This is a genomic window from Lentzea sp. NBRC 105346 (assembly GCF_030269605.1).
Taxonomy (GTDB): Bacteria; Actinomycetota; Actinomycetes; order Mycobacteriales; family Pseudonocardiaceae; genus Lentzea.
The window spans coordinates 339,490-358,442 of the sequence record NZ_BSTQ01000005.1 but is presented as its reverse complement, the minus strand read 5'-3'; the positions used below and the strand labels follow the sequence as shown (position 1 = coordinate 358,442).

Below are 18,953 nucleotides of genomic sequence, written 5' to 3'. Positions count from 1 at the left end.
GCGAACGCGGTCCTCCAGCCCGCCGGATGCGCTCCCTCCCTATTTCGACAACCCGAAAGGAGCCGGTCTTGAACCCGCTCACCTCAACCCACCGACCAACCACGAAGGGATGGCGCTATGCGCATACTCCTCGACCCGACACAACCTTTCCCCGAAGACACCAAGTTCGCCGTCAGCTACCTCCGCGTCTCCACCAAGGCGCAGACCGAGACCGGTTACGACGAAGAGGGCCTGTCCATCGCAGCCCAACGAGAGGCCAACCAGAAGAAGGCCGAACAACTCGGCGCGGTCATCGTGGCCGAGTTCGTGGACGCGGCTGAGTCTGCCAAGACTGCTGACCGTCCCGAACTGCAACAGATGCTCGGCTTCATCCGCGAACTGGGCGTCATCAGCTACGTCATCGTGGACAAGGTTGACCGGCTTGCCCGCAACCGGGAAGACGACGTGCTGATCAACATGGCCGTTCGCAAGGCCGGAGCACAGTTCGTCTCCTCCAAGGAGAACATCGACGAGACACCCTCGGGCAAGCTCCTGCACGGGATCATGGCGAGTATTGCGGAGTTCTACTCCGCCAACCTGGCCAGCGAAGCCAAGAAGGGATTGCGACAGAAGGCCAAGTCCGGCGGCACGCCGGGTCACGCACCCCTCGGCTACCGGAACGTCCGCGAACGCATCGACGGCCGTGAGATTCGTACGGTCGCCGTCGATCCAGAGCGGGCACCGCTCATCCAGTGGATGTTCAGCGCCTACGCCACGGGCGAGTGGACCATGCGCCAGCTCACCGACGAACTCAACCGTCGAGGACTGCGCATCCCTGCCACCAAGAAGCTCCCGGAGCGTCCGTTGCGCTACCAGCACATCGACAAGATGCTCGTCAATCGCTACTACATCGGCTTCGTCAGCTACGAGGGCATCGAGTACGACGGCCGGCATCCGGCGCTCATCGACACGGTGACCTTCGAGCAAGTGCAGGCGGTGAGGACCGCCCGTGCAGCAGCGCGGGAGAAGGTCCACAAGCACCCGCACTACCTCAAGGGCTCGATCTTCTGCGGTCGCTGCCGCGGACGGTTCGGAGTCATGAATGCCAAGAACCGCTGGGGCACGGTCTACCCGTACTTCTACTGCCTTGGCCGAGCCAAGAAGGAGGACTGCACGCAGTCAACGATCCTGATCGCTGAGGTTGAGACGGCCGTCGAGGACTACTGGTCTCGCATCCAGTTGTCCGAGAGCCGCATCGCTGCGATCCGTGAGCAAGTGATGGCCGCACTTGTGGGTCGCCAGCACAGCAACCGAGCCGAACTTGACCGGCAAGAGAAGCGGAGGAAGGAACTGCAAAACCAACAGCTCAAGCTGATCGAGATGCGGTACGCCGACGCGATCTCCCTGGAACACCTGAAGTCTGAGCAGGAGCGCATCACCCGCGAGCTCGCCCAGGCGCAACAGATCATCGACCAGTGCTCGACCGAGATCGAGGCCGTGATGAAGGTGGTCGAGGAGGCACTGCTGCTCTGCGCCAACGCGCACCGGCTGTACCTCAGCGCTCCACCCGACGTCCGCCGACAGCTCAACCAAGCCGTCTTCGCCCGCCTCTGGATCATGGACGACCAGGTGCAGGGCGCGGACCTTACTGAAGGCTTCGCCCATCTCCTCGCCCCCGAGCTTGCCGCAGGGCTGCCGGAGACGAAGACCGACGAACCGAAGATCACAATCCGTACCCGCCCCGCCAAGGGTCGGGAACGACCCACCGGCGCACAACGCGCCACCCTGGAACTGGTGCGGCCCGAGGACGCCATACAGCGCCCGCACGGCCCACTTCCCGCCGATACGAAGAACCCCGGACCCAACCGGGACCGGGGTTCAAACGTGACCGTTTTGGTGTCCGAGGGGGGACTTGAACCCCCACCCCCTTGCGGGGACTAGCACCTCAAGCTAGCGCGTCTGCCATTCCGCCACCCGGACCGGTGCAGCCGCAGCAGGATATCAGTCCAGCCAGAGTGCCACGGTCACCAGTACCGACCAGGTGAGCATCGCGAGCCCGGTGAACTGCAGCACGGGGATCAGCTCCCGCCCCTTCTTCCCCGAAGCGACCCGCCGCACGGCAGGCAGCAGCACGGGCAACGCGAGGAACCCGAGCAGGGCGAACGGCACCCGCACGGCCATGCCGAGGGCGATCAGGAAGGGCACCGCCACCAGGGCCAGGTAGAACCGGCGCGTGTCCTTGTCGCCCAGGACGACGGCCAGGGTCCGCTTGCCGGCCACCACATCGGTGGGAATGTCACGCAACGAGTTGCCGACCATTACAGCCGTGGAGAAGCAGCCGACCGCGATGGCCGCGCCGATCCCGATCCCGGTGACCTCGCCGGACAGGACGTACAGGGTGCCGAGCACGGCGGCCGGGCCGAAGAAGATGAACACGGCCAGCTCGCCCAGGCCCATGTAGCCGTAGGGACGCTTGCCGCCGGTGTAGAACCAGGCGGCGAGGATGCACACCGCGCCGAAAGCGATCATCCACCAGTGGCCGGACAGCACCACCAGGACCAAACCGGCGACAGCGGCCACGCCCAACGCCACGAAAGCCGCCAGCCGGACCGACGACGGGGTCGCGGCACCCGAGCCGACCAGGCGGAACGGGCCCACTCGCTGGTCGTCGGTTCCGCGGATGCCGTCGGAGTAGTCGTTGGCGTAGTTCACGCCGACCTGCAGGGACACCGACACCAGCAGAGCCAGCAGCGCCCACGGGAGACGGAACGCCCCGATGTGCTGGGCGGCGCCCGCGCCGACGAGCACGGGCGCGATGGAATTCGGCAGCGTACGGGGGCGGGTCCCCGAGATCCACTGGACGACTGATGCCATGGACACATCCTGCGCCATGGAACGCGAGGACCCCTCCCCAGGTCGGAAAAATCAGCAGGTCGTAGCGCCGCTCACACCCGAGACGTACGCCTTGGCCACGTACTTGCCCGCCGCGATGCGGTACCAGATGTTCGAGGTGCCCTGCGTGCCGGTCACGCGCTCACCGGTCGTCTGGCACAGGACGCGGACCTGCGCGTACTTGGCCGCCAGGCCGACCTGGGCGCCCGACGAGGACGCGGACGAACGGACGTTCAGCGGGTTGGCCTCCGTACGAATCACGCCGGCCGGGCCCGAGCCGGTCCACAGATAGGTGACGGTCACCCAGGAGTTGTCCGTCAGCTTCAGGCCGTCCCAGAACGTGCCGTCGGCCAGATCGATACCCGCCGGATTCGGCACGCGCCGGCCGAACTGGTCCTTGCCGCCGTTGTAGCCGCTCTGGAACGCCGCCTGCGCCTCCGGCTTGCCCTGCGGCAGGTCCTTCCACATCTCCCGGACCGAAGCGGGGTTCCAGTAGTCGTCCTTGGTGTTCCACGGGCCGACGTCCCACACCGGCGCCCACTCGCAGCGGCCGTTCGAGGCGCAGACCTGCACGCTGTAGTTGCCGTTGTTGTTGGACGCCAGGCCTCGGCGCGACGGCAGGGCGACGAAGTGGTCGCGTGACTTGATCACGTGGCCGTTGGCCGTCGTGCCGCCGACCAGGCCCTCGCGGGTGGCGAACACCTTGTACGAACGACCGGCGGCGAGAATGTCCACATCGGACTTAGAAGCAACGGCGGATGCCTTGAACGACACCGAGGAAGCGCGACCGGACTCCGAATAGACCAGTCGGACCTGGACGGTCGTCACGGTCTGCGGCAGGACCGCGGGCGCCTCGCGCCACTCGGTCCACTCGTCGTCGCCGATCAGGCCTCTGACATCGGCCACGACGTCCGAGCCCGCCACCTCAGCGGACACGGAGTTCGCGGGGGACGCCAACACGTGTGGTTCGAGCTCGACCGTGCCCATGCGGGGCGAGCCGCCCCAGGTCACGGTCGACGAGGAGACGTCGACCGTCCAGTCGTTGGACGACGCGTGCGCTGCAGGGGCGAGCCCGACGGCCAGTGCGGCGGCCGCGGCCAGGGATAAGAGGATGCGCATGTCGGCAGCCTCACCCCCGGCGGTAAAGGTTCACCTAAAGGCGGTCACGACGGCCGCTCGGTCCACCTTTCCCGGTCCGCGCAACGGAAGCTCGGATACGAACATCACGCGTTTGGGTGTCGCTGAGCGGCCGACTGACACGCGAACCGCGTCCCGCAGTTCGTCTGCCGAGACACCGGACGCCACCACCGCCGCGGCGACAACCTGACCCCATTCGGCGTCCGGAACCCCGACGACACATGCCTCGCGCACGCCGTCCACGGCGACCAGGGCCCGTTCCACCAGCGCCGGAGCGATCTTCTCGCCGCCGGTGATGATCACGTCGTCCGCCCGCCCGAGCACCTCGAGCCGGCCGTCCACGAATCGCCCGAGATCCTCGGTGCGGAACGACGGGCCGAACGGCTCGCCGCCCTGGTAGCCCAGTGCGAGCACGGGACCGGCGATGGAGATCACGTCGTCCGCCGACACGCGCACGCCGTCCAGCGGCACGCCGTCGTACACGCAGCCGCCCGCGGTCTCCGTCATGCCGTACGTCGTCACCACCCGCACGCCCAGCGACCGGGCGTGCTCCAGCAGCGGTGGCGGGGTCGCCGCGCCGCCGATCAGCACGGCGTCGAACGCCCGCAGCGCCGCCAGACCGGGCCCTTCACCGGCCACGATCCGGGCGAGCTGGGTCGGTACCAGCGCGGTGTAGTGCCGGCCCGGCGTGGCCAGCACGGGCTGCGCGGCCTGTGCGAACCCCATCGCGCGGAAGCCGCCGGACAGGTCCATCACGCCGGGCGACGTGCCCGCCACGATCGACCTGACCAGCACCTGGATTCCGGCGATGTGGTCCGCGGGCAGCGCGAGCAGCCACGTGCCCGGTCCGCCGAGCCGGTCGTGCGTGGCCGAAGCCGAGTACGTCAGCGCCTCGGCGGACAGCAGCACGGTCTTCGGCGTGCCGGTCGAGCCGGACGTGGTCACGCCGAGCGCCGCCGCCTTCTCCCAGCCCTCCAGCGGACCGGTGACCAGCGGTGGGCCACCGGCGAGAGCCTCCCGGAGCTCCTCGATCATCAGAAGTAGTGGGGGAAGGGGGACCAGTCGGGATCGCGCTTCTCCAGGAACGCGTCCCGGCCCTCGACGGCCTCGTCGGTCATGTACGCGAGGCGCGTCGTCTCACCGGCGAAGAGCTGCTGGCCGACCAGGCCGTCGTCGATGAGGTTGAACGCGTACTTGAGCATCCGCTGGGCGGTCGGCGACTTGCCGTTGATCTCGCGCGCCCACTCCAGCGCCGTGGTCTCCAACGAGGCGTGCGGCACGACGGCGTTGACCGCGCCCATCTTGTGCATCTCCTCGGCGCTGTACGTGCGGCCGAGGAAGAAGATCTCGCGGGCGAACTTCTGGCCGACCTGACGGGCCAGGTACGCGGAGCCGTAGCCGCCGTCGAACGAGCCGACATCCGCGTCGGTCTGCTTGAAGCGAGCGTGTTCCTCCGACGCCAGCGTGAGATCACACACGACGTGCAGGCTGTGCCCACCGCCCGCGGCCCAGCCGTTGACGACCGCGATCACGACCTTCGGCATGAACCTGATCAGGCGCTGGCACTCCAGGATGTGCAGCCGGCCGGCGCGCGCCGGGTCGACCGTCTCCGCGGTCTCGCCCGAGGCGTACTGGTAGCCGCTGCGGCCGCGGATGCGCTGGTCGCCGCCGGAGCAGAACGCATGGCCACCGTCACGGGGGGACGGGCCGTTGCCGGTCAGCAGCACGCAGCCGACGTCCGAGCTCATCCGCGCGTGGTCGAGCGCCCGGTACAGCTCGTCGACGGTGTGCGGGCGGAACGCGTTGCGCACCTCGGGCCGGTCGAAGGCGATCCGCACGGTGCCCTGGTCGACGGCGCGGTGGTAGGTGATGTCGGTGAAGTCGAACCCCTCGACCGGCTTCCACGCGGCGGGGTCGAACAGCTCGGAAACGTCCTGGTCTGCCACGGCCGTGACAATAGGCGCAGTCGCCTGATGGGACACTCAGCGGTGTGAATCCGTCCACCGCGCAGGCGAGGGTGCTCGTCGACGAGCTGATCCGCAACGGCGTCCGGCACGCCGTGCTCTGCCCCGGATCGCGCAACGCCCCGCTGTCCTTCGCGCTGCACGCGGCGTCGCTGGCCGGGCGGATCAACCTGCACGTCCGCATCGACGAACGTGGCGCGGGGTTCCTGGCGCTCGGGCTCGCGCTGGGCACGCGTACGCCGGTCGTGGTCAGCTGCACGTCCGGCACGGCGGTGGCGAACCTGCACCCCGCGATGCTCGAGGCGGTTCACTCGAAGGTGCCGCTGATCGCGTTGACCGCCGACCGGCCGGTCGAGCTGCACCGCGCCGGCGCCAGCCAGACCGTCGACCAGCACGGCATTCTCGGCGTCGAGACGCTGCACATCCCGATCGCCGAACAACGCGAGGGCCAGCACCCGATGTGGCGGTCGCTGATCTGCCGGGCGATCGGGCGGCGTGGTCCGGTGCACGTCAACGTCCCGTTCCGCGAGCCGCTCGTGCCGGACGACGACTCGAGCTGGCCGGACGACGGCCGCGAGGCGTGGACGCGCACCGAAACCGCGAGCAAAGTCAGCTACGGCCCCGCCGGACACCTGAGCAGCCGCACGGTCGTCGTCATCGGTGAGGACCACCCCGAACGGGCAAGCGCCGCCCAGCACCTCGGCTGGCCGGTGATCGCCGCGCCCACCGCGGGCCGGAACTGCCTGAAGCACGGAACGTTGCTGGTCAACGCCGGTCTGCCCGAGCACCTGGAGCCGGAGGCGGTGGTCGTGGTCGGCCGGGCGACGTTGTCGCGCGGGATCTCGCGGCTGCTCGCGCGGACGCCGACCGTGCACGTCGTCGGAGATGAGGACTGGCCGGACCCGCAGTTCAACGCGACGCACGCGACGCCGTGGCTGCCGAGGCCGGAGACCGTCGACCACGCGTGGACGGAGGAGTGGCGCGCGACCGACAAGGCCGTCGCGGTCGCCGTGGACGAGCTGCTTGCCGAGGAGCCGTGGCCGACCGGGCTGCACGTGGCGCGCGAGCTGGTCGAGGCCATCGGCGAGGACGCGCCGCTGTTCGTCGGTTCGTCGAACCCGGTCCGCGACATCGATCTCGTCGCCACGCCGCGCGACCACGTTTTCGCCAACCGCGGCGTCGCCGGCATCGACGGGAGCGTGTCCACCGCCGTCGGCCTCGCGCTGGCGAGCGGCCCGGCGTACGCGCTGCTCGGCGACCTGACGTTCCTGCATGACCTGAACGGCCTGCTGATCGGTCCCGACGAGGAGCGGCCGGATCTCACGATCGTCGTGCTGAACGACGACGGAGGCGGCATCTTCTCGTTGCTGGAACAAGGTTCTCCGGAACACGAGTTGAGTTTCGAACGCGTTTTCGGTACACCGCACCACGCCGATTTGGCCGCTTTGTGCGCGGGCTACCGAATTCCGCATTCGCTTGTGGACAGCGCGGAGCAATTCCGTGCTGCGCTTGCCATCCCACGTGGCATCCACGTGGTCGAAGTGCGTGCGCAGCGGGCCGGACTACGTGATCTCCACGAACGTCTCAAGTCGACGGTGTCAACACTTCTCGCCCGTTAGGAACATACGTAAGGAGGTATCAGACGCCTTCTCGCGGGGATAGTTTCCGGGCATGTCGATCAGATCCAAGGCAACGGCCGCGGTCGCCACCGCCGCCGCGATGACGCTGTTCGCCGGAACGGCACTCGCCGCGGCTCCTGGCGCGCCCGGCGCGGGGGACCCGTACTACCCAACGGCCGGCAACGGCGGCTACGACGTGTCGCACTACGACATCCGACTCAACTACCAGCCCGGCGCGGACCGTCTCTGGGGCACCACGACGATCCTCGCCAAGGCGACCGAGGACCTGACCCAGTTCAACCTCGACTTCCTGCTGAAGGTCAAGACGCTGCGGGTGAACAACGCCCCCGCCACGTTCAGCCAGGCCGACGGCGAGCTCACCGTGACGCCGAAGGGCGGCCTCCGCAAGAACGCCGACGTCACCATCGTCGTGACCTACGACGACGTGCCCGGCCAGGTGAAGGACGCCGCAGGCTTCACCGCGTGGACCAAGACGGTCGACGGCGCGCTGGGGATCGGCGAGCCGCAGATCGCCTCATGGTGGTTCCCGAGCAACGACCACCCGACCGACAAGGCCACCTACGACGTGTCCGTCGCCGTGCCGGACGGCACGGAGGTCCTGTCGAACGGCCGCTTCGTCGGCAACACGCGCCTGATCAACGGCTGGACGCGCTGGAACTGGCGCAGCACCAAGCCGCAGGCCAGCTACCTGACGTTCATCAACATCGGCCAGTTCGAGATCCGTCAGTCGACGGCGCCGAACGGCCAGCCCGTGCTGAACGCCTACTCCGAGCGCCTCGGTGAGAACCGCGACGCCGCGATCGCCAGCATCGAGCGCACCTCCGAGGTCATCGAGTTCGAGGAGAGCGTCTTCGGGCCGTACCCGTTCGAGGCCCAGGGCGGTATCGGCACCAACGACCTCGGCTACGCGCTGGAGAACCAGACGCGGCCGAACTACGACACCGCGTTCTTCCGTCGTGGCGCCAACACCTACGTCGTCGCGCACGAGCTGGGCCACCAGTGGTTCGGTGACTCCGTCTCCACGCACCACTGGCGGGACATCTGGCTGAACGAGGGCTTCGCGTCCTACGCCGAGTTCCTGTGGTCGGAGCACATCGGTGAGGGCACGGCGCAGGAGAACGCCGACTTCACCTACGACCTCTACCCGGCGGACAGCCCCTTCTGGCAGGTCGTCATCGGCGACCCCGGCTCGGGCAACGAGTTCAACGGCGCCGTCTACGACCGCGGCGCGCTCACCCTGCACGCCCTGCGCGTCGCCGTCGGCGACGACAAGTTCTTCGGGATCCTGAAGGCCTGGACGGCGAAGAAGCGCTACAGCGACGCGACGATCGAGGAGTTCATCGCGACCGCTGAGGAAGTGTCCGGTCAGCAGCTCGACGAGCTGTTCCAGACGTGGCTCTTCACCAAGGGCAAGCCCGCCGAGGCGCCTGGCCGTGCGTCGGTCGGCATCGCTTCGGCCGGCGTGACGGCGAAGGCCGCCGAGCCCAAGTCGCGTCAGAAGATCGCCCTGACCCACGAGGTCCTGGCGGCGCACGACCACTGATCTGAACCACCGTTAAGGCCACCTTTGCTGCGTCCCCCGCAGCAAAGGTGGCCTTAACGGCACTTACAGGCCCTCGAGGGCCTCACGCATGGGGCGCATCTTGGCGTGGGCTTCCTGGACCTCGGTGTCGGGGTCCGAGTCCGCCACCACGCCGCAGCCGGCGAACAGGCGAGCGGTGGAGCCGTCGATCTGCGCGCACCGCAGCGCGATCCCGAGCTCCCCGTCCCCGTTCCCGTCGATCCACCCGACGGGCCCGGCGTACCGCCCGCGGTCCATCCCCTCCAGCTGACTGATCAACGACGTGGCGTCCACCGTGGGCGTCCCGCCGACGGCCGCCGTGGGGTGCACGGCCTCCCCGAGCCGCAGCAGAGAGGCAGAGGACGACAGGGTCCCGATCACGTCCGAAGACAGATGCGACACGTTGGGCAGGCGCAACACGGAAGGCCCCTCGACGGACATCGTCGAACAGAAGGGCCGCAGGGTCTCGGCGAGCGACATGACGGCGTAGTCGTGCTCCTCGAGGTCCTTCACGGACGACATGAGGGACTGGGCGAGGTCGGTGTCGGTCATCCCGTCGTGCGGCCACGTCGTGCCGGCCAGCACCCGCGAGTCCACGACGGACCCGGTGCGCCGCAGCAGCAGTTCGGGTGTGGCCCCGACGAGACCGTCCACGGCGTACGTCCAGCACTCCGGATAACGCCGCGCCAGCCCGCGCAGCACGTACCGCTGGTCGAGCCGCTTGTCCGTGACCGCCAGCAGGTCGTGCGCGAGCACGACCTTGTCCAGCTCGCCGTCCCGCATCCGCGCCACGGCCTTGCGCACGGCCTCGCGGTACGCGGTGACCGGCAGCTGCCCGTTGGAGTACCGGACCGTCTCCGGGCGGCGCAGCGGCTCGATCGCGGGGTCCGGGGTGGAACCGGCGATCGTGGTGACCCACGTGTCGCCGTTGCGCCGGCCCAGGACGACCTCCGGCACGATCAGCACCGAGTGGCCGGGGTCGTCGGCGAACGCCATCGAGACGAACGCGACGGGCCCGCTGCCGGGCACGCCCAGTTCGTCGTCCACGTCCAAAGCGGCCACGAAGTCGCGCCACCAGCGGTCCGCCTGCTCGAACCGGTCCGGTCCGCGCACCTCCAGCCGGGCCGCTTCACCCCATCCGACCAGCCCGGATCCGTCTCGCACCCAGGCGAGCGCGTGGTCCGGGTCGGGCAGCATGGCCAGCAGGTCCGAAGCGTCGTCGCGTCTGGTGAGGACGCGCGATCGGGGCCGGACTCGCGACGTGGGTGCTGATGTCACTCTTCGAGGGTATGAACCCGAACCTGAAGATCGCGCCCTGACCCGGCTCTAGACTTCTCAGTTGTGGTGGACGACGCAGTGGTGAAGCCGCCGGTCGGCGTACGCGTCCGCCGGGTGGCGGTTCGGGTGCTCCTGACGACAGGTGTCGTGGTCACGCTGGTCTGCGTGCTGCTTCCGATCGCGTGCTGGCGCGGTGACATGGCGATCGAGAAGCGCATGGGCACCGCCGCGGCGGAGGTCGTCTCGGTCTCTTTCAACCGGACAGTTGTGCGCTACGCCACACCGGACGGTCGCGTGATCATCCCGAATCTCGGCGTGCTCTACCCCGAGGGGCTCGAACCTGGGCAGCGCGTGCGGGTCGAGTACGACCAGGCGAACCCCGAGCTGACCAGGGTGGCCGGACGGACCGCGGCCCTGAGCCTGCTGCCGGTCAGCACGTTCCTGCTCGCCGTGTGGGTGGTCATTGGCGTGGTTGTGACAGTTCTGCGCAGATTTCGGCGAAAGGTGTAACATCTGCCCCATGGCGGATGAGCTGGAGCTCGCGTTCGAGCGGACGGTCCAGGCCGAGGCGCGCATCGAGCCTCGCGACTGGATGCCCGACGGCTACCGCAAGACGCTGATCAGGCAGATCGCCCAGCACGCGCATTCCGAGATCATCGGCATGCAGCCGGAGGGCAACTGGATCAGCCGCGCGCCGTCGTTGCGCCGCAAGGCGATCCTGCTGGCGAAGGTGCAGGACGAGGCCGGCCACGGCCTGTACCTGTACTCGGCGACCGAGACGCTCGGCGCGGACCGGGCGGACCTCACGGACAAGCTGATCGAGGGCAGGCAGAAGTACTCCTCGATCTTCAACTACCCGACCCTGACGTTCGCGGACGTCGGCGTGATCGGCTGGCTCGTCGACGGGGCCGCGATCTGCAACCAGGTGCCGCTGTGCCGCACGTCCTACGGCCCCTACGCGCGCGCCATGATCCGCGTCTGCAAGGAGGAGTCCTTCCACCAGCGGCAGGGCTACGAGCTGCTGATGACCATGATGCGCGGCACGCAGGCCCAGCGGGACATGGTCCAGGACTCGGTGAACCGCTGGTGGTGGCCGTCGCTGATGATGTTCGGCCCGCCGGACTCCGAGTCGTCCAACACCGAGCAGTCGATGGCGTGGCGGATCAAGCGCAACACCAACGACGAGCTGCGGCAGAAGTTCGTCGACATGACCGTGCCGCAGGCCGAGAAGCTCGGTGTCACGCTGCCCGACCCACTGTTGAAGTGGAACGAAGAGCGCGGGCACCACGACTTCGGCCAGCCGGACTGGGACGAGTTCTGGCAGGTCGTCAAGGGCAACGGTGTGTGCAACGAGCAGCGCCTCGCGCACCGGCGCAAGGCGCACGAGGACGGTGCCTGGGTGCGCGAAGCCGCCGAGGCGTACGCGGCGAAGCAGGTCAAGGAAGGTGTGGCGTGAGTACTTCTTGGCCGCTCTGGGAAGTCTTCGTCCGCGGCAAGCGCGGGCTGAACCACGTGCACGTCGGGTCACTGCACGCGCCGGACGCCGAAATGGCGCTGCGCAACGCCCGTGACGTCTACACGCGCCGCAACGAGGGTGTGTCCATCTGGGTCGTGAAGGCCGACGACATCACGGCGTCCTCGCCGGACGAGAAGGACCCGTTCTTCTCGCCGAGCGGCGACAAGGTGTACCGGCACCCGACGTTCTACTCGATTCCCGAGGACGTGCCGCACCTATGAGCTTCGACAACGCCTACGAATCTCTGCTCGGCCACGAGGACTCGCACTGGGCGTTCGGCACCGGTTTCTCCGAGTCCCTGGTCGGCGTCGACCGGGAGATTCCGTCCACTGTGGACGCCGAAGCACTCGCGATCTACTGCCTGATGCTCGGCGACGACGCGCTGATCATGTCCCAGCGCCTCGCCGAGTGGTGCTCGCGCGCGCCGGAGATCGAAGAGGACATCGCGCTCGCCAACATCGCGCTGGACCTCCTCGGCCAGGCGCGCCTGCTGCTGTCACGCGCGGGTGACGTGCTCGGCAAGGACGAGGACGAGCTGGCGTTCCTGCGCGATGAGCGCGGGTTCCGCAACGTGCACCTGGCCGAGATCGACTGCGGCCCCGGACCGGGTGGCGACTTCGGTACGACCATCGCGCGGCTGCTGGTGTTCTCCACGTGGCGCCTCGCGCTGTTCTCCCGGTTGCGCGGCTCGGCCGACCCGGTCCTGGCCGCCGTTGCGGAGAAGGGCCTCAAGGAGCTGGCGTACCACCGCGACCACGCCGCGCAGTGGGCCGTCCGCCTCGGCGGCGGCACGGAGGAGTCGCACCGCCGCATGCAGGCCGGTCTCGACCGCGTGTGGCCGTTCGTGAGCGAACTCTTCCTCAGCCACGACGTCGAGTCGCGACTCGGAGGCGTTGCTGTCCCCGCCGCCGAGCTGAAGTCCGAAGTGGACGGTGTGCTCGAGGCCGTCTTCTCGGCCGCCGGGCTGACGCGACCGGCCGACGCGCCGACGCCGTTGGTCGCGGGCATGGCCGGCCGCGACGGCGTGCACACCGAGTCCATGGGCTACCTGCTGGCCGAGATGCAGCACCTGCACCGCTCGTTGCCGGGAGCGACGTGGTAACCAGCGCACTGGAAGTCGCCTCGCGGGTCCGGGATCCGGAACTTCCGGTGCTCACCCTGGCCGACCTCGGCGTGCTCCGGGACGTGTCCGAGCAGGACGGCCGCGTCGTCGTCACGATCACGCCGACCTACACGGGCTGTCCCGCGCTGGACGAGATGGGTGCCGACCTGCGCCGGTCGCTGACCGCCGCGGGCTTCGCCGAGGTCGAGGTCCGCACCTCGTTGTCCCCGGCGTGGACGACGGACTGGATCACCGAGGACGGCCGCCGCAAGCTGCACGAGGCGGGCATCGCGCCACCGTCGCGGCTCGGGCCTCGTGAGGCAGGCCCGGTGCCGCTGAACCTCACGCCGCCGTCGCGGCGCGTGCTGTGCCCGCGGTGCGACTCGCCGCGCACCACCGAGGTGTCCCGCTTCGGCTCCACGGCGTGCAAGGCGCTGCGCCGCTGCGAGGACTGCCTCGAACCCTTCGAGCACGTCAAGGAGATCTGAGATGTCTCGAAGGGCTGCCTTCCACAAGCTGACCGTGTCGAAGGTCGACCGGCTGTGCGATGACGCCGTGGCCGTCACGTTCGACGTCCCCGCCGAGCTGGCCGAGGAGTTCGCGTTCGGCGCCGGCCAGTACCTGACCCTGCGCAACGGCGACGAACGCCGTTCGTACTCGATCTGCGCCCCGGCCGGCGCCGCCCCGCGCGTCGGCGTGCGGCGGGTGACCGACGGCCTGTTCTCGACGTGGCTCGTCGACCGCATCCAGCCCGGTGACGTGGTCGAGGTGCTGCCGCCGCTGGGCAAGTTCACGCCGTCCTCGGACGTGGCCCACCACGGTTTCGTGGTCGCGGGTTCGGGCATCACCCCGGCGTTGTCGATCGCGTCGACCGTGCTGGCCGCCGGCGCGCGCGTCACGTTGATGTACGGCAACCGCCGCACGGACACCGTCATGTTCGCCGACGAGCTGGCCGACCTGAAGGACCGCTACCCCTCGACGTTCCAGCTGATCCACGTCCTGTCGCGCGAACCGCGCGACGTCGAGCTGTTCTCCGGCCGGCTGGACGCGGCGAAGCTGCGCGACCTGTTCTCGACGGTCGTGCCGTTCGACGATGTCGACCAGTGGTGGCTCTGCGGTCCCTACGGCCTGGTGAAGGACGCCGAGGCCGTGCTGAGCGAACGTGGCGTGCCCGCGGATCGTGTGCACCACGAGCTGTTCTACGTCGACGAGCCGCCGCCCCCGCCGCGCCGGACCGAGGAGCGCGTCGAGTCCGCCGCGTCCGTGACGGTCGTGCTGGACGGCAAGTCGACCACGCTGGCCCTGCCCGCCGACGAACCGATCCTCGACGCCGCACAACGCGTGCGCGCGGACCTGCCGTTCGCCTGCAAGGGCGGCGTCTGCGGGACGTGCCGGGCGAAGGTCACGTGCGGGTCGGTCGAGATGAAGCGGAACTACGCGCTGGACCCGCACGAGGTCGAGTCGGGCTTCGTGCTGACGTGCCAGGCCGTGCCGACGAGTTCCGAAGTGACCGTGGACTTCGACGCCTGAGCGCACATCCGTTTGGTCTGGCACGATCTCGGTCATGGGGCGCTCCACCCGCATCGGATTCCTCATCGGCACGGCCCTCGTCACGCTGCTGGCCGCCGGGGTGGCGTTGTTCAAGAACACCGAGACGGCCCCGGAGTCGATCGCGGTCGGGATCCTGCTGGTGGCACTGGTCTTCGGCGGCGTGCCCGGCGCGGTCGCGGGCATGGTGTTCGCCCTCGTGCGCAGGCCCCGGCTCCCGTACATCCCGCCCGTGGACATGTGGTCCGAGCTGGTCGAACGCTGTGCGGAGGCCACCAGGAAGGCCATCGCCGCCCAGCCCGACCGGGCGGACGAGCTCTCCAGGGACCTGGACGACCTGCGCGGCATCGCCCAGCTGGGCCGCGCGCTCGGTCCCGTCGACCGGCAGCACCCCGTCTATCGCAAGCTCGAACGGGCGGCGGAAGACCTAGGCGGCTGACAGCGCCGACTGCCACCAGCCGAGCACCTCGTCGGCCACGTCGGGTGCGGCGACCAGCAATCCGTCGACGGGCAGCAGGGCGCCGTCACCGCGCCGGTCCAGCACCACCGCACCGGACTCGACGGCCAGCGCGACGGCACCGGCGACGTCCCACTCGTGGTAGCCGTGCAGCACCGCGGCGGCGACGTGCCCCAGCGCCACCTGCGCCACGGCCAGCGCCTTCGAGCCCAGCACGCGCACGCCGGTGCCGGCGACGGCGGCCGTCGTGATGAACGACCCCATGCCCGGCCACGGCCCGGTGCGGGTCATCTCGGTGCATACAACGAGGCTGTCGCCCTGCCGTTCGGTGAGCTTCACCGGCGTGCCGTTGGCGCGCATGCCGCGACCGCGCGCGGCGGCGTAGATCTGGGCGCGGTACGGGTCGGCGACGACCCCGACGACGGGGCCCCAGCGGTCGACCAGGGCGAGGCTGTAGGCGCACCACGGCATGCCCGCGGTGTAGTTCGCGGTGCCGTCCACGGGGTCGACGACCCAGCGGTACTCGGAGCCGCCGCGCACTTCGACGTCGGTGTTCTCGCAGTACACGGGGATGTCCGGGAACTCGCCGGTCAGCACGCGGCGGGTGTGGCGCTCCAGCGTGTGGTCGGTGTCGGTGACCCAGTCGAACGGGGACTCGTCGTCCGCGGGACGGGCACCGCGGCCCGCCGTCGCCATGATCACGTCCGAGGCGTCGTTGGCGAGGCGACCGGCGACCTCCAGCGCGATCGACACCATGCCGGGGTCGACCGGATACGCGGGACGGGACGACAAGACGGTCATGCCGACCTAGTTTCGGCGTGCCGGGTGTCTGTCACGCGACCACGAGGTGACGCTCTGGCGATCTCCAGGTCACGACGGGTGGTGTTCAAAGGGCGTTCCCGATCTGGTCATGCGGCGGAAAGGCGCGGCCTGCACCGTGATCGGCGTGCGCGTAGCGATCGTGACGGAGAGCTTCCTGCCCCAGGTGAACGGAGTCACCAACTCCGTTCTGCGCGTGCTCGAACACCTGCGCAGACTCGGCCACAAGGCCATCGTGATCGCTCCCGGCGCGGGCGAGGACGAGCACGAGGGCACGCAGGTGGTGCGGGTGCCCGCGGTCGATCTGCCGATGGTCACGAGCCTTCCGGTCGGTGTGCCGACGCGCAAGGTGCTCAAGGCACTCGTGGACTTCCGGCCCGATGTCGTGCACCTCGCGTCTCCGTTCGTGCTCGGCGCCCGCGGGTTGTCCGCGGCGCGCAAGCTCGGGCTGCCGACCATCGCGGTCTACCAGACCGACATCGCCGGGTTCGCGAGCAACTACGGGCTCGGGCTCACCGCGCGCGCCGCGTGGCGGTGGACCAAACGCCTGCACACGCTGGCCTGCCGCACGCTGGCCCCGTCCACGTGGGCGGTCGACGCGCTGCGCGACCACGGCGTGCCGCGGGTGCATCGCTGGGGCCGGGGTGTCGACACCGAGCTGTTCAACCCCGAGCGTCGCGTTCGGGACAACGACGAGATCGTCGTCGGGTACGTCGGCCGGCTCGCGCCGGAGAAGCAGGTGTTCCGGCTGACCGAGTTGGCCGACATGCCCGGTGTCCGGTTGAAGATCGTCGGCGACGGGCCGGACATGCCGATGCTGCGCGAACAGCTGCCGAACGCCGAGTTCCTCGGGTTCCGCAAGGGCGTCGAGCTCGCGGAGGCGTACGCGTCGCTCGACGTGTTCGTCCACACCGGGCCGCACGAGACGTTCTGCCAGGCGGTGCAGGAGGCGATGGCATCCGGCGTGCCGGTGCTCGCCCCGGACGCCGGCGGCCCGCGCGACCTGGTCGAGCACGGCCGCAGCGGGTTCCTGTTCGGCGACCGGATCACGTTGCGCGAGGGCGTCGAACGACTGCGCGACCCGTTGCTGCGCAAGCAGTTCGGCGAGGCCGCGCGCCGGTCGGTGCTGAACCGGACGTGGCCGCGGGTGTGCGACGAGCTGATGGGCCACTACACCGCGGTGATGGACCTGCCGGAATACCGGGCTGCATGAGGATCGTCCAGCTCGCCAACTTCTACGGTCCGCGCTCGGGCGGCCTGCGCACCGCGCTGCACCACCTCGGCGCGGGTTACGTGGCCGCGGGGCACCAGGTCGTGCTCGTCGTGCCGGGTTCGTCGCGGTGCGACGAACTGCTGCCCAGCGGCGTCCGGCGGATCACGCTGCCCGCCGTGAAGGTCCCCGGCACCGGTGGCTACCGCGTCGTGGATCCGTGGCGGGTCAAGGCTTTGCTGGAACGGCACCGCCCGGACCGGCTCGAGGTGTCCGACCGGCTGACGTTGCGCGGCATGGGCCGTTGGGCGTTCTCGCGAGGCATCCCGAGCGTGGTGATCTCACACGAACGGCTCGACCGTCTGCTGTCGTTCGTCCTGCCACCCGGCCCGGCGCGGGCGGGTGCGGACTGGGCCAACGCGCGCATGGCGGCGTCCTACGACACGGTCGTCTGCACGACGTCCTTCGCGCGTGAGGAGTTCGATCGGATCGGCGCGCGCAACCTCGCCCAGGTGCCGCTCGGCGTCGACCTGCGCACGTTCACGCCGTTGAACCACTCCTCGGAGCTGCGGTCGACCCTGTTGCAGGGCAAGGAGTCCCTCATCGTCCACTGTGGACGCCTGTCGCCGGAGAAGCACGTCGAACGGTCCGTCGACACGCTCGCCGAACTGCACGACGCCGGGGTGTCCGCGCGCCTGGTGATCGCGGGCGACGGGCCTCGGCGGGCGTTGCTGGAGAAGCGCGCGCAGGGCCTGCCGGTGACGTTCCTCGGGTTCGTCAAGGACCGGTCCGACGTCGCGTCGCTGCTGGCCTCCGCCGACGTGTCGCTCGCCCCAGGTCCGCACGAGACGTTCGGCCTCGCGGCCCTGGAGGCGCTCGCCAGCGGTACGCCGGTCGTGGTGTCCGAGTCGTCCGCTCTCCGGGAGATCGTGCGTCCGTCGTGCGGCGCGGCCGTCGCCGACCACGCCCCGGCCTTCGCCTCCGCGGTCTCCGACCTGCTGGAAAGCGGGTCGCGCGAGGCGGCGCGGGCTCGTGCCGAGGAGTACCCGTGGGAGGCGGCGGTGGACGGCATGCTGTCCGCCCTCCGAGTTCTCTGAGTTGGGCAGGTGACCTAGTCTTCGGGACATGTCGCGAGCAGGTCTTGACAAGAACCCGCGCGAGGTCGCGTCGATGTTCGACGGCGTTGCCCAGGGCTACGACCGCACGAACTCGGTGATGACCCTCGGGTTCGACCGCCGCTGGCGGGAGTGGAGCAGGCGCGTGCTCGACGCCCGTCCCGGCGAGAAGGTGCTCGACCTGGCCGCGGGCACCGCGGTGTCCACGGTCGAGTACGCCGAGTCCGGCGCCTGGTGCGTGGCCGCCGACTTCTCGATCGGCATGCTGCGCGGCGGCGCCCACCGCAACGTCCCGAAGGTCGCCGCGGACGCACTGCGCCTGCCGTTCCGCGACGGCGCGTTCGACGCCGTCACGGTCTCCTTCGGCCTGCGCAACTTCCAGGACACCGTCGCCGCCCTGCGCGAGATGGCCCGCGTGACCAGGCCGGGCGGCCGAATGGTGATCTGCGAGGTGTCGACCCCGGTCTTCAGACCGTTCCGCTTCGTCTACATGCGGTACCTGCTGAGGATCCTCCCGTTCATCGGCCGACTCGTGTCGTCGAACCCGGAGGCCTACGAGTACCTGGCCGAATCCATGCGCGCGTGGCCCGACCAGCGCACACTCGGCGAGCTCATCTCGGAGGCGGGCTGGGAGGACGTCGCCTGGTTCAACCTGACGGGCGGCATGGTGGCCCTGCACCGAGCGACCAAACCCTCAGGGACCGCCAACTAGACTCGTTCCCGAGTGACTTTGTG

19 protein-coding genes, 1 tRNA gene and 1 pseudogene are annotated in these 18,953 nt (G+C 69.5%); 13 read left to right on the top strand and 8 right to left on the bottom strand.

The features are described 5' to 3' along the window. Nucleotides 1-117: 117 nt before the first annotated feature. A pseudogene (locus QSK35_RS42710) lies at nucleotides 118-1,146 on the top strand (recombinase family protein); the annotation flags it as partial. A 12-nt stretch (nucleotides 1,147-1,158) separates the two neighbouring features. Here QSK35_RS42710 and QSK35_RS13865 read toward each other — a convergent pair. The 6 genes from QSK35_RS13865 to QSK35_RS13840 form a co-directional block, all read right to left on the bottom strand. Beyond that, complete coding sequence (locus QSK35_RS13865; RefSeq protein ID WP_285745926.1) at nucleotides 1,159-1,806, bottom strand: hypothetical protein; 648 nt, start codon at nucleotides 1,804-1,806, stop codon at nucleotides 1,159-1,161. Nucleotides 1,807-1,873: 67 nt separating this feature from the next. Beyond that, nucleotides 1,874-1,959: transfer RNA gene (locus QSK35_RS13860), tRNA-Leu, on the bottom strand. Nucleotides 1,960-1,980: 21 nt separating this feature from the next. After that, complete coding sequence (locus tag QSK35_RS13855) at nucleotides 1,981-2,853, bottom strand: 1,4-dihydroxy-2-naphthoate polyprenyltransferase (RefSeq protein ID WP_285745924.1); 873 nt, start codon at nucleotides 2,851-2,853, stop codon at nucleotides 1,981-1,983. A 51-nt stretch (nucleotides 2,854-2,904) separates the two neighbouring features. After that, nucleotides 2,905-3,990: a DUF8814 domain-containing protein gene (locus tag QSK35_RS13850; RefSeq protein ID WP_285745922.1), complete on the bottom strand. Its 1,086-nt coding sequence runs from the start codon at nucleotides 3,988-3,990 to the stop codon at nucleotides 2,905-2,907. 30 nt (nucleotides 3,991-4,020) lie between these two features. After that, on the bottom strand, nucleotides 4,021-5,043 hold the full coding sequence (menE, locus tag QSK35_RS13845) for an o-succinylbenzoate--CoA ligase (RefSeq protein ID WP_285745920.1): 1,023 nt from the start codon (nucleotides 5,041-5,043) through the stop codon (nucleotides 4,021-4,023). After that, complete coding sequence (locus tag QSK35_RS13840; protein ID WP_285745918.1) at nucleotides 5,043-5,954, bottom strand: 1,4-dihydroxy-2-naphthoyl-CoA synthase; 912 nt, start codon at nucleotides 5,952-5,954, stop codon at nucleotides 5,043-5,045. Before QSK35_RS13840 ends, menE begins: the two co-directional genes overlap by 1 nt. A 44-nt stretch (nucleotides 5,955-5,998) precedes the next feature. Here QSK35_RS13840 and menD point away from each other — a divergent pair, with 44 nt between their 5' ends. Both menD and QSK35_RS13830 read left to right on the top strand, forming a co-directional pair. Further along, the gene (gene menD / locus QSK35_RS13835; protein WP_285745916.1) at nucleotides 5,999-7,591 is read left to right on the top strand and encodes a 2-succinyl-5-enolpyruvyl-6-hydroxy-3-cyclohexene-1-carboxylic-acid synthase; all 1,593 of its coding nucleotides are present in this window, start codon (nucleotides 5,999-6,001) and stop codon (nucleotides 7,589-7,591) included. Between the two features lie 52 nt (nucleotides 7,592-7,643). Then, complete coding sequence (locus QSK35_RS13830; RefSeq protein WP_285745914.1) at nucleotides 7,644-9,155, top strand: M1 family metallopeptidase; 1,512 nt, start codon at nucleotides 7,644-7,646, stop codon at nucleotides 9,153-9,155. Between the two features lie 63 nt (nucleotides 9,156-9,218). Here QSK35_RS13830 and QSK35_RS13825 read toward each other — a convergent pair whose 3' ends face one another. Beyond that, nucleotides 9,219-10,451, bottom strand: coding sequence for an isochorismate synthase (locus QSK35_RS13825; protein ID WP_285745913.1), 1,233 nt, complete (start codon nucleotides 10,449-10,451; stop codon nucleotides 9,219-9,221). Nucleotides 10,452-10,514: 63 nt separating this feature from the next. Here QSK35_RS13825 and QSK35_RS13820 point away from each other — a divergent pair, with 63 nt between their 5' ends. From QSK35_RS13820 to QSK35_RS13790, 7 genes are read left to right on the top strand one after another with little or no spacing between them, the layout of a single operon-like run. Continuing rightward, nucleotides 10,515-10,961: a DUF3592 domain-containing protein gene (locus QSK35_RS13820; protein ID WP_285745911.1), complete on the top strand. Its 447-nt coding sequence runs from the start codon at nucleotides 10,515-10,517 to the stop codon at nucleotides 10,959-10,961. Between the two features lie 10 nt (nucleotides 10,962-10,971). Further along, a complete protein-coding gene (gene paaA / locus QSK35_RS13815) occupies nucleotides 10,972-11,907 on the top strand; it encodes a 1,2-phenylacetyl-CoA epoxidase subunit PaaA (RefSeq protein ID WP_285745910.1) in 936 nt (311 codons plus the stop codon). Beyond that, the gene (gene paaB / locus QSK35_RS13810) at nucleotides 11,904-12,188 is read left to right on the top strand and encodes a 1,2-phenylacetyl-CoA epoxidase subunit PaaB (RefSeq protein WP_285745908.1); all 285 of its coding nucleotides are present in this window, start codon (nucleotides 11,904-11,906) and stop codon (nucleotides 12,186-12,188) included. The genes paaA and paaB overlap by 4 nt, the downstream gene beginning before the upstream one ends. After that, a complete protein-coding gene (gene paaC, locus QSK35_RS13805; RefSeq protein ID WP_285745906.1) occupies nucleotides 12,185-13,069 on the top strand; it encodes a 1,2-phenylacetyl-CoA epoxidase subunit PaaC in 885 nt (294 codons plus the stop codon). Before paaB ends, paaC begins: the two co-directional genes overlap by 4 nt. Next, nucleotides 13,063-13,557, top strand: coding sequence for a 1,2-phenylacetyl-CoA epoxidase subunit PaaD (gene paaD, locus QSK35_RS13800; RefSeq protein WP_285745904.1), 495 nt, complete (start codon nucleotides 13,063-13,065; stop codon nucleotides 13,555-13,557). Before paaC ends, paaD begins: the two co-directional genes overlap by 7 nt. 1 nt (nucleotide 13,558) lies before the next feature. After that, nucleotides 13,559-14,599, top strand: a complete 1,041-nt coding sequence (gene paaE, locus QSK35_RS13795) for a 1,2-phenylacetyl-CoA epoxidase subunit PaaE (RefSeq protein ID WP_285745902.1) — start codon at nucleotides 13,559-13,561, stop codon at nucleotides 14,597-14,599. Between the two features lie 34 nt (nucleotides 14,600-14,633). After that, entirely contained in the window at nucleotides 14,634-15,056 is a 423-nt protein-coding gene (locus tag QSK35_RS13790) for a hypothetical protein (protein ID WP_285745901.1), read from the top strand. Here QSK35_RS13790 and QSK35_RS13785 read toward each other — a convergent pair. Next, nucleotides 15,045-15,875 (bottom strand): inositol monophosphatase family protein, encoded by an 831-nt coding sequence (locus QSK35_RS13785; RefSeq protein ID WP_285745900.1) that lies wholly within the window; start codon nucleotides 15,873-15,875, stop codon nucleotides 15,045-15,047. The genes QSK35_RS13790 and QSK35_RS13785 overlap by 12 nt on opposite strands. A 145-nt stretch (nucleotides 15,876-16,020) precedes the next feature. Between QSK35_RS13785 and QSK35_RS13780 the strand changes: the two genes are divergently transcribed. Genes QSK35_RS13780 through QSK35_RS13770 form a run of 3 tightly spaced genes read left to right on the top strand, consistent with a single transcriptional unit; the run spans nucleotide 16,021 to nucleotide 18,930 of the window. After that, nucleotides 16,021-17,106, top strand: a complete 1,086-nt coding sequence (locus tag QSK35_RS13780; protein ID WP_285745898.1) for a glycosyltransferase family 4 protein — start codon at nucleotides 16,021-16,023, stop codon at nucleotides 17,104-17,106. After that, nucleotides 17,103-18,200, top strand: a complete 1,098-nt coding sequence (locus QSK35_RS13775) for a glycosyltransferase (RefSeq protein ID WP_285745897.1) — start codon at nucleotides 17,103-17,105, stop codon at nucleotides 18,198-18,200. The genes QSK35_RS13780 and QSK35_RS13775 overlap by 4 nt, the downstream gene beginning before the upstream one ends. Before the next feature lie 28 nt (nucleotides 18,201-18,228). Beyond that, the gene (locus tag QSK35_RS13770; protein WP_285745894.1) at nucleotides 18,229-18,930 is read left to right on the top strand and encodes a demethylmenaquinone methyltransferase; all 702 of its coding nucleotides are present in this window, start codon (nucleotides 18,229-18,231) and stop codon (nucleotides 18,928-18,930) included. The last annotated feature ends 23 nt before the right edge of the window (nucleotides 18,931-18,953 follow it).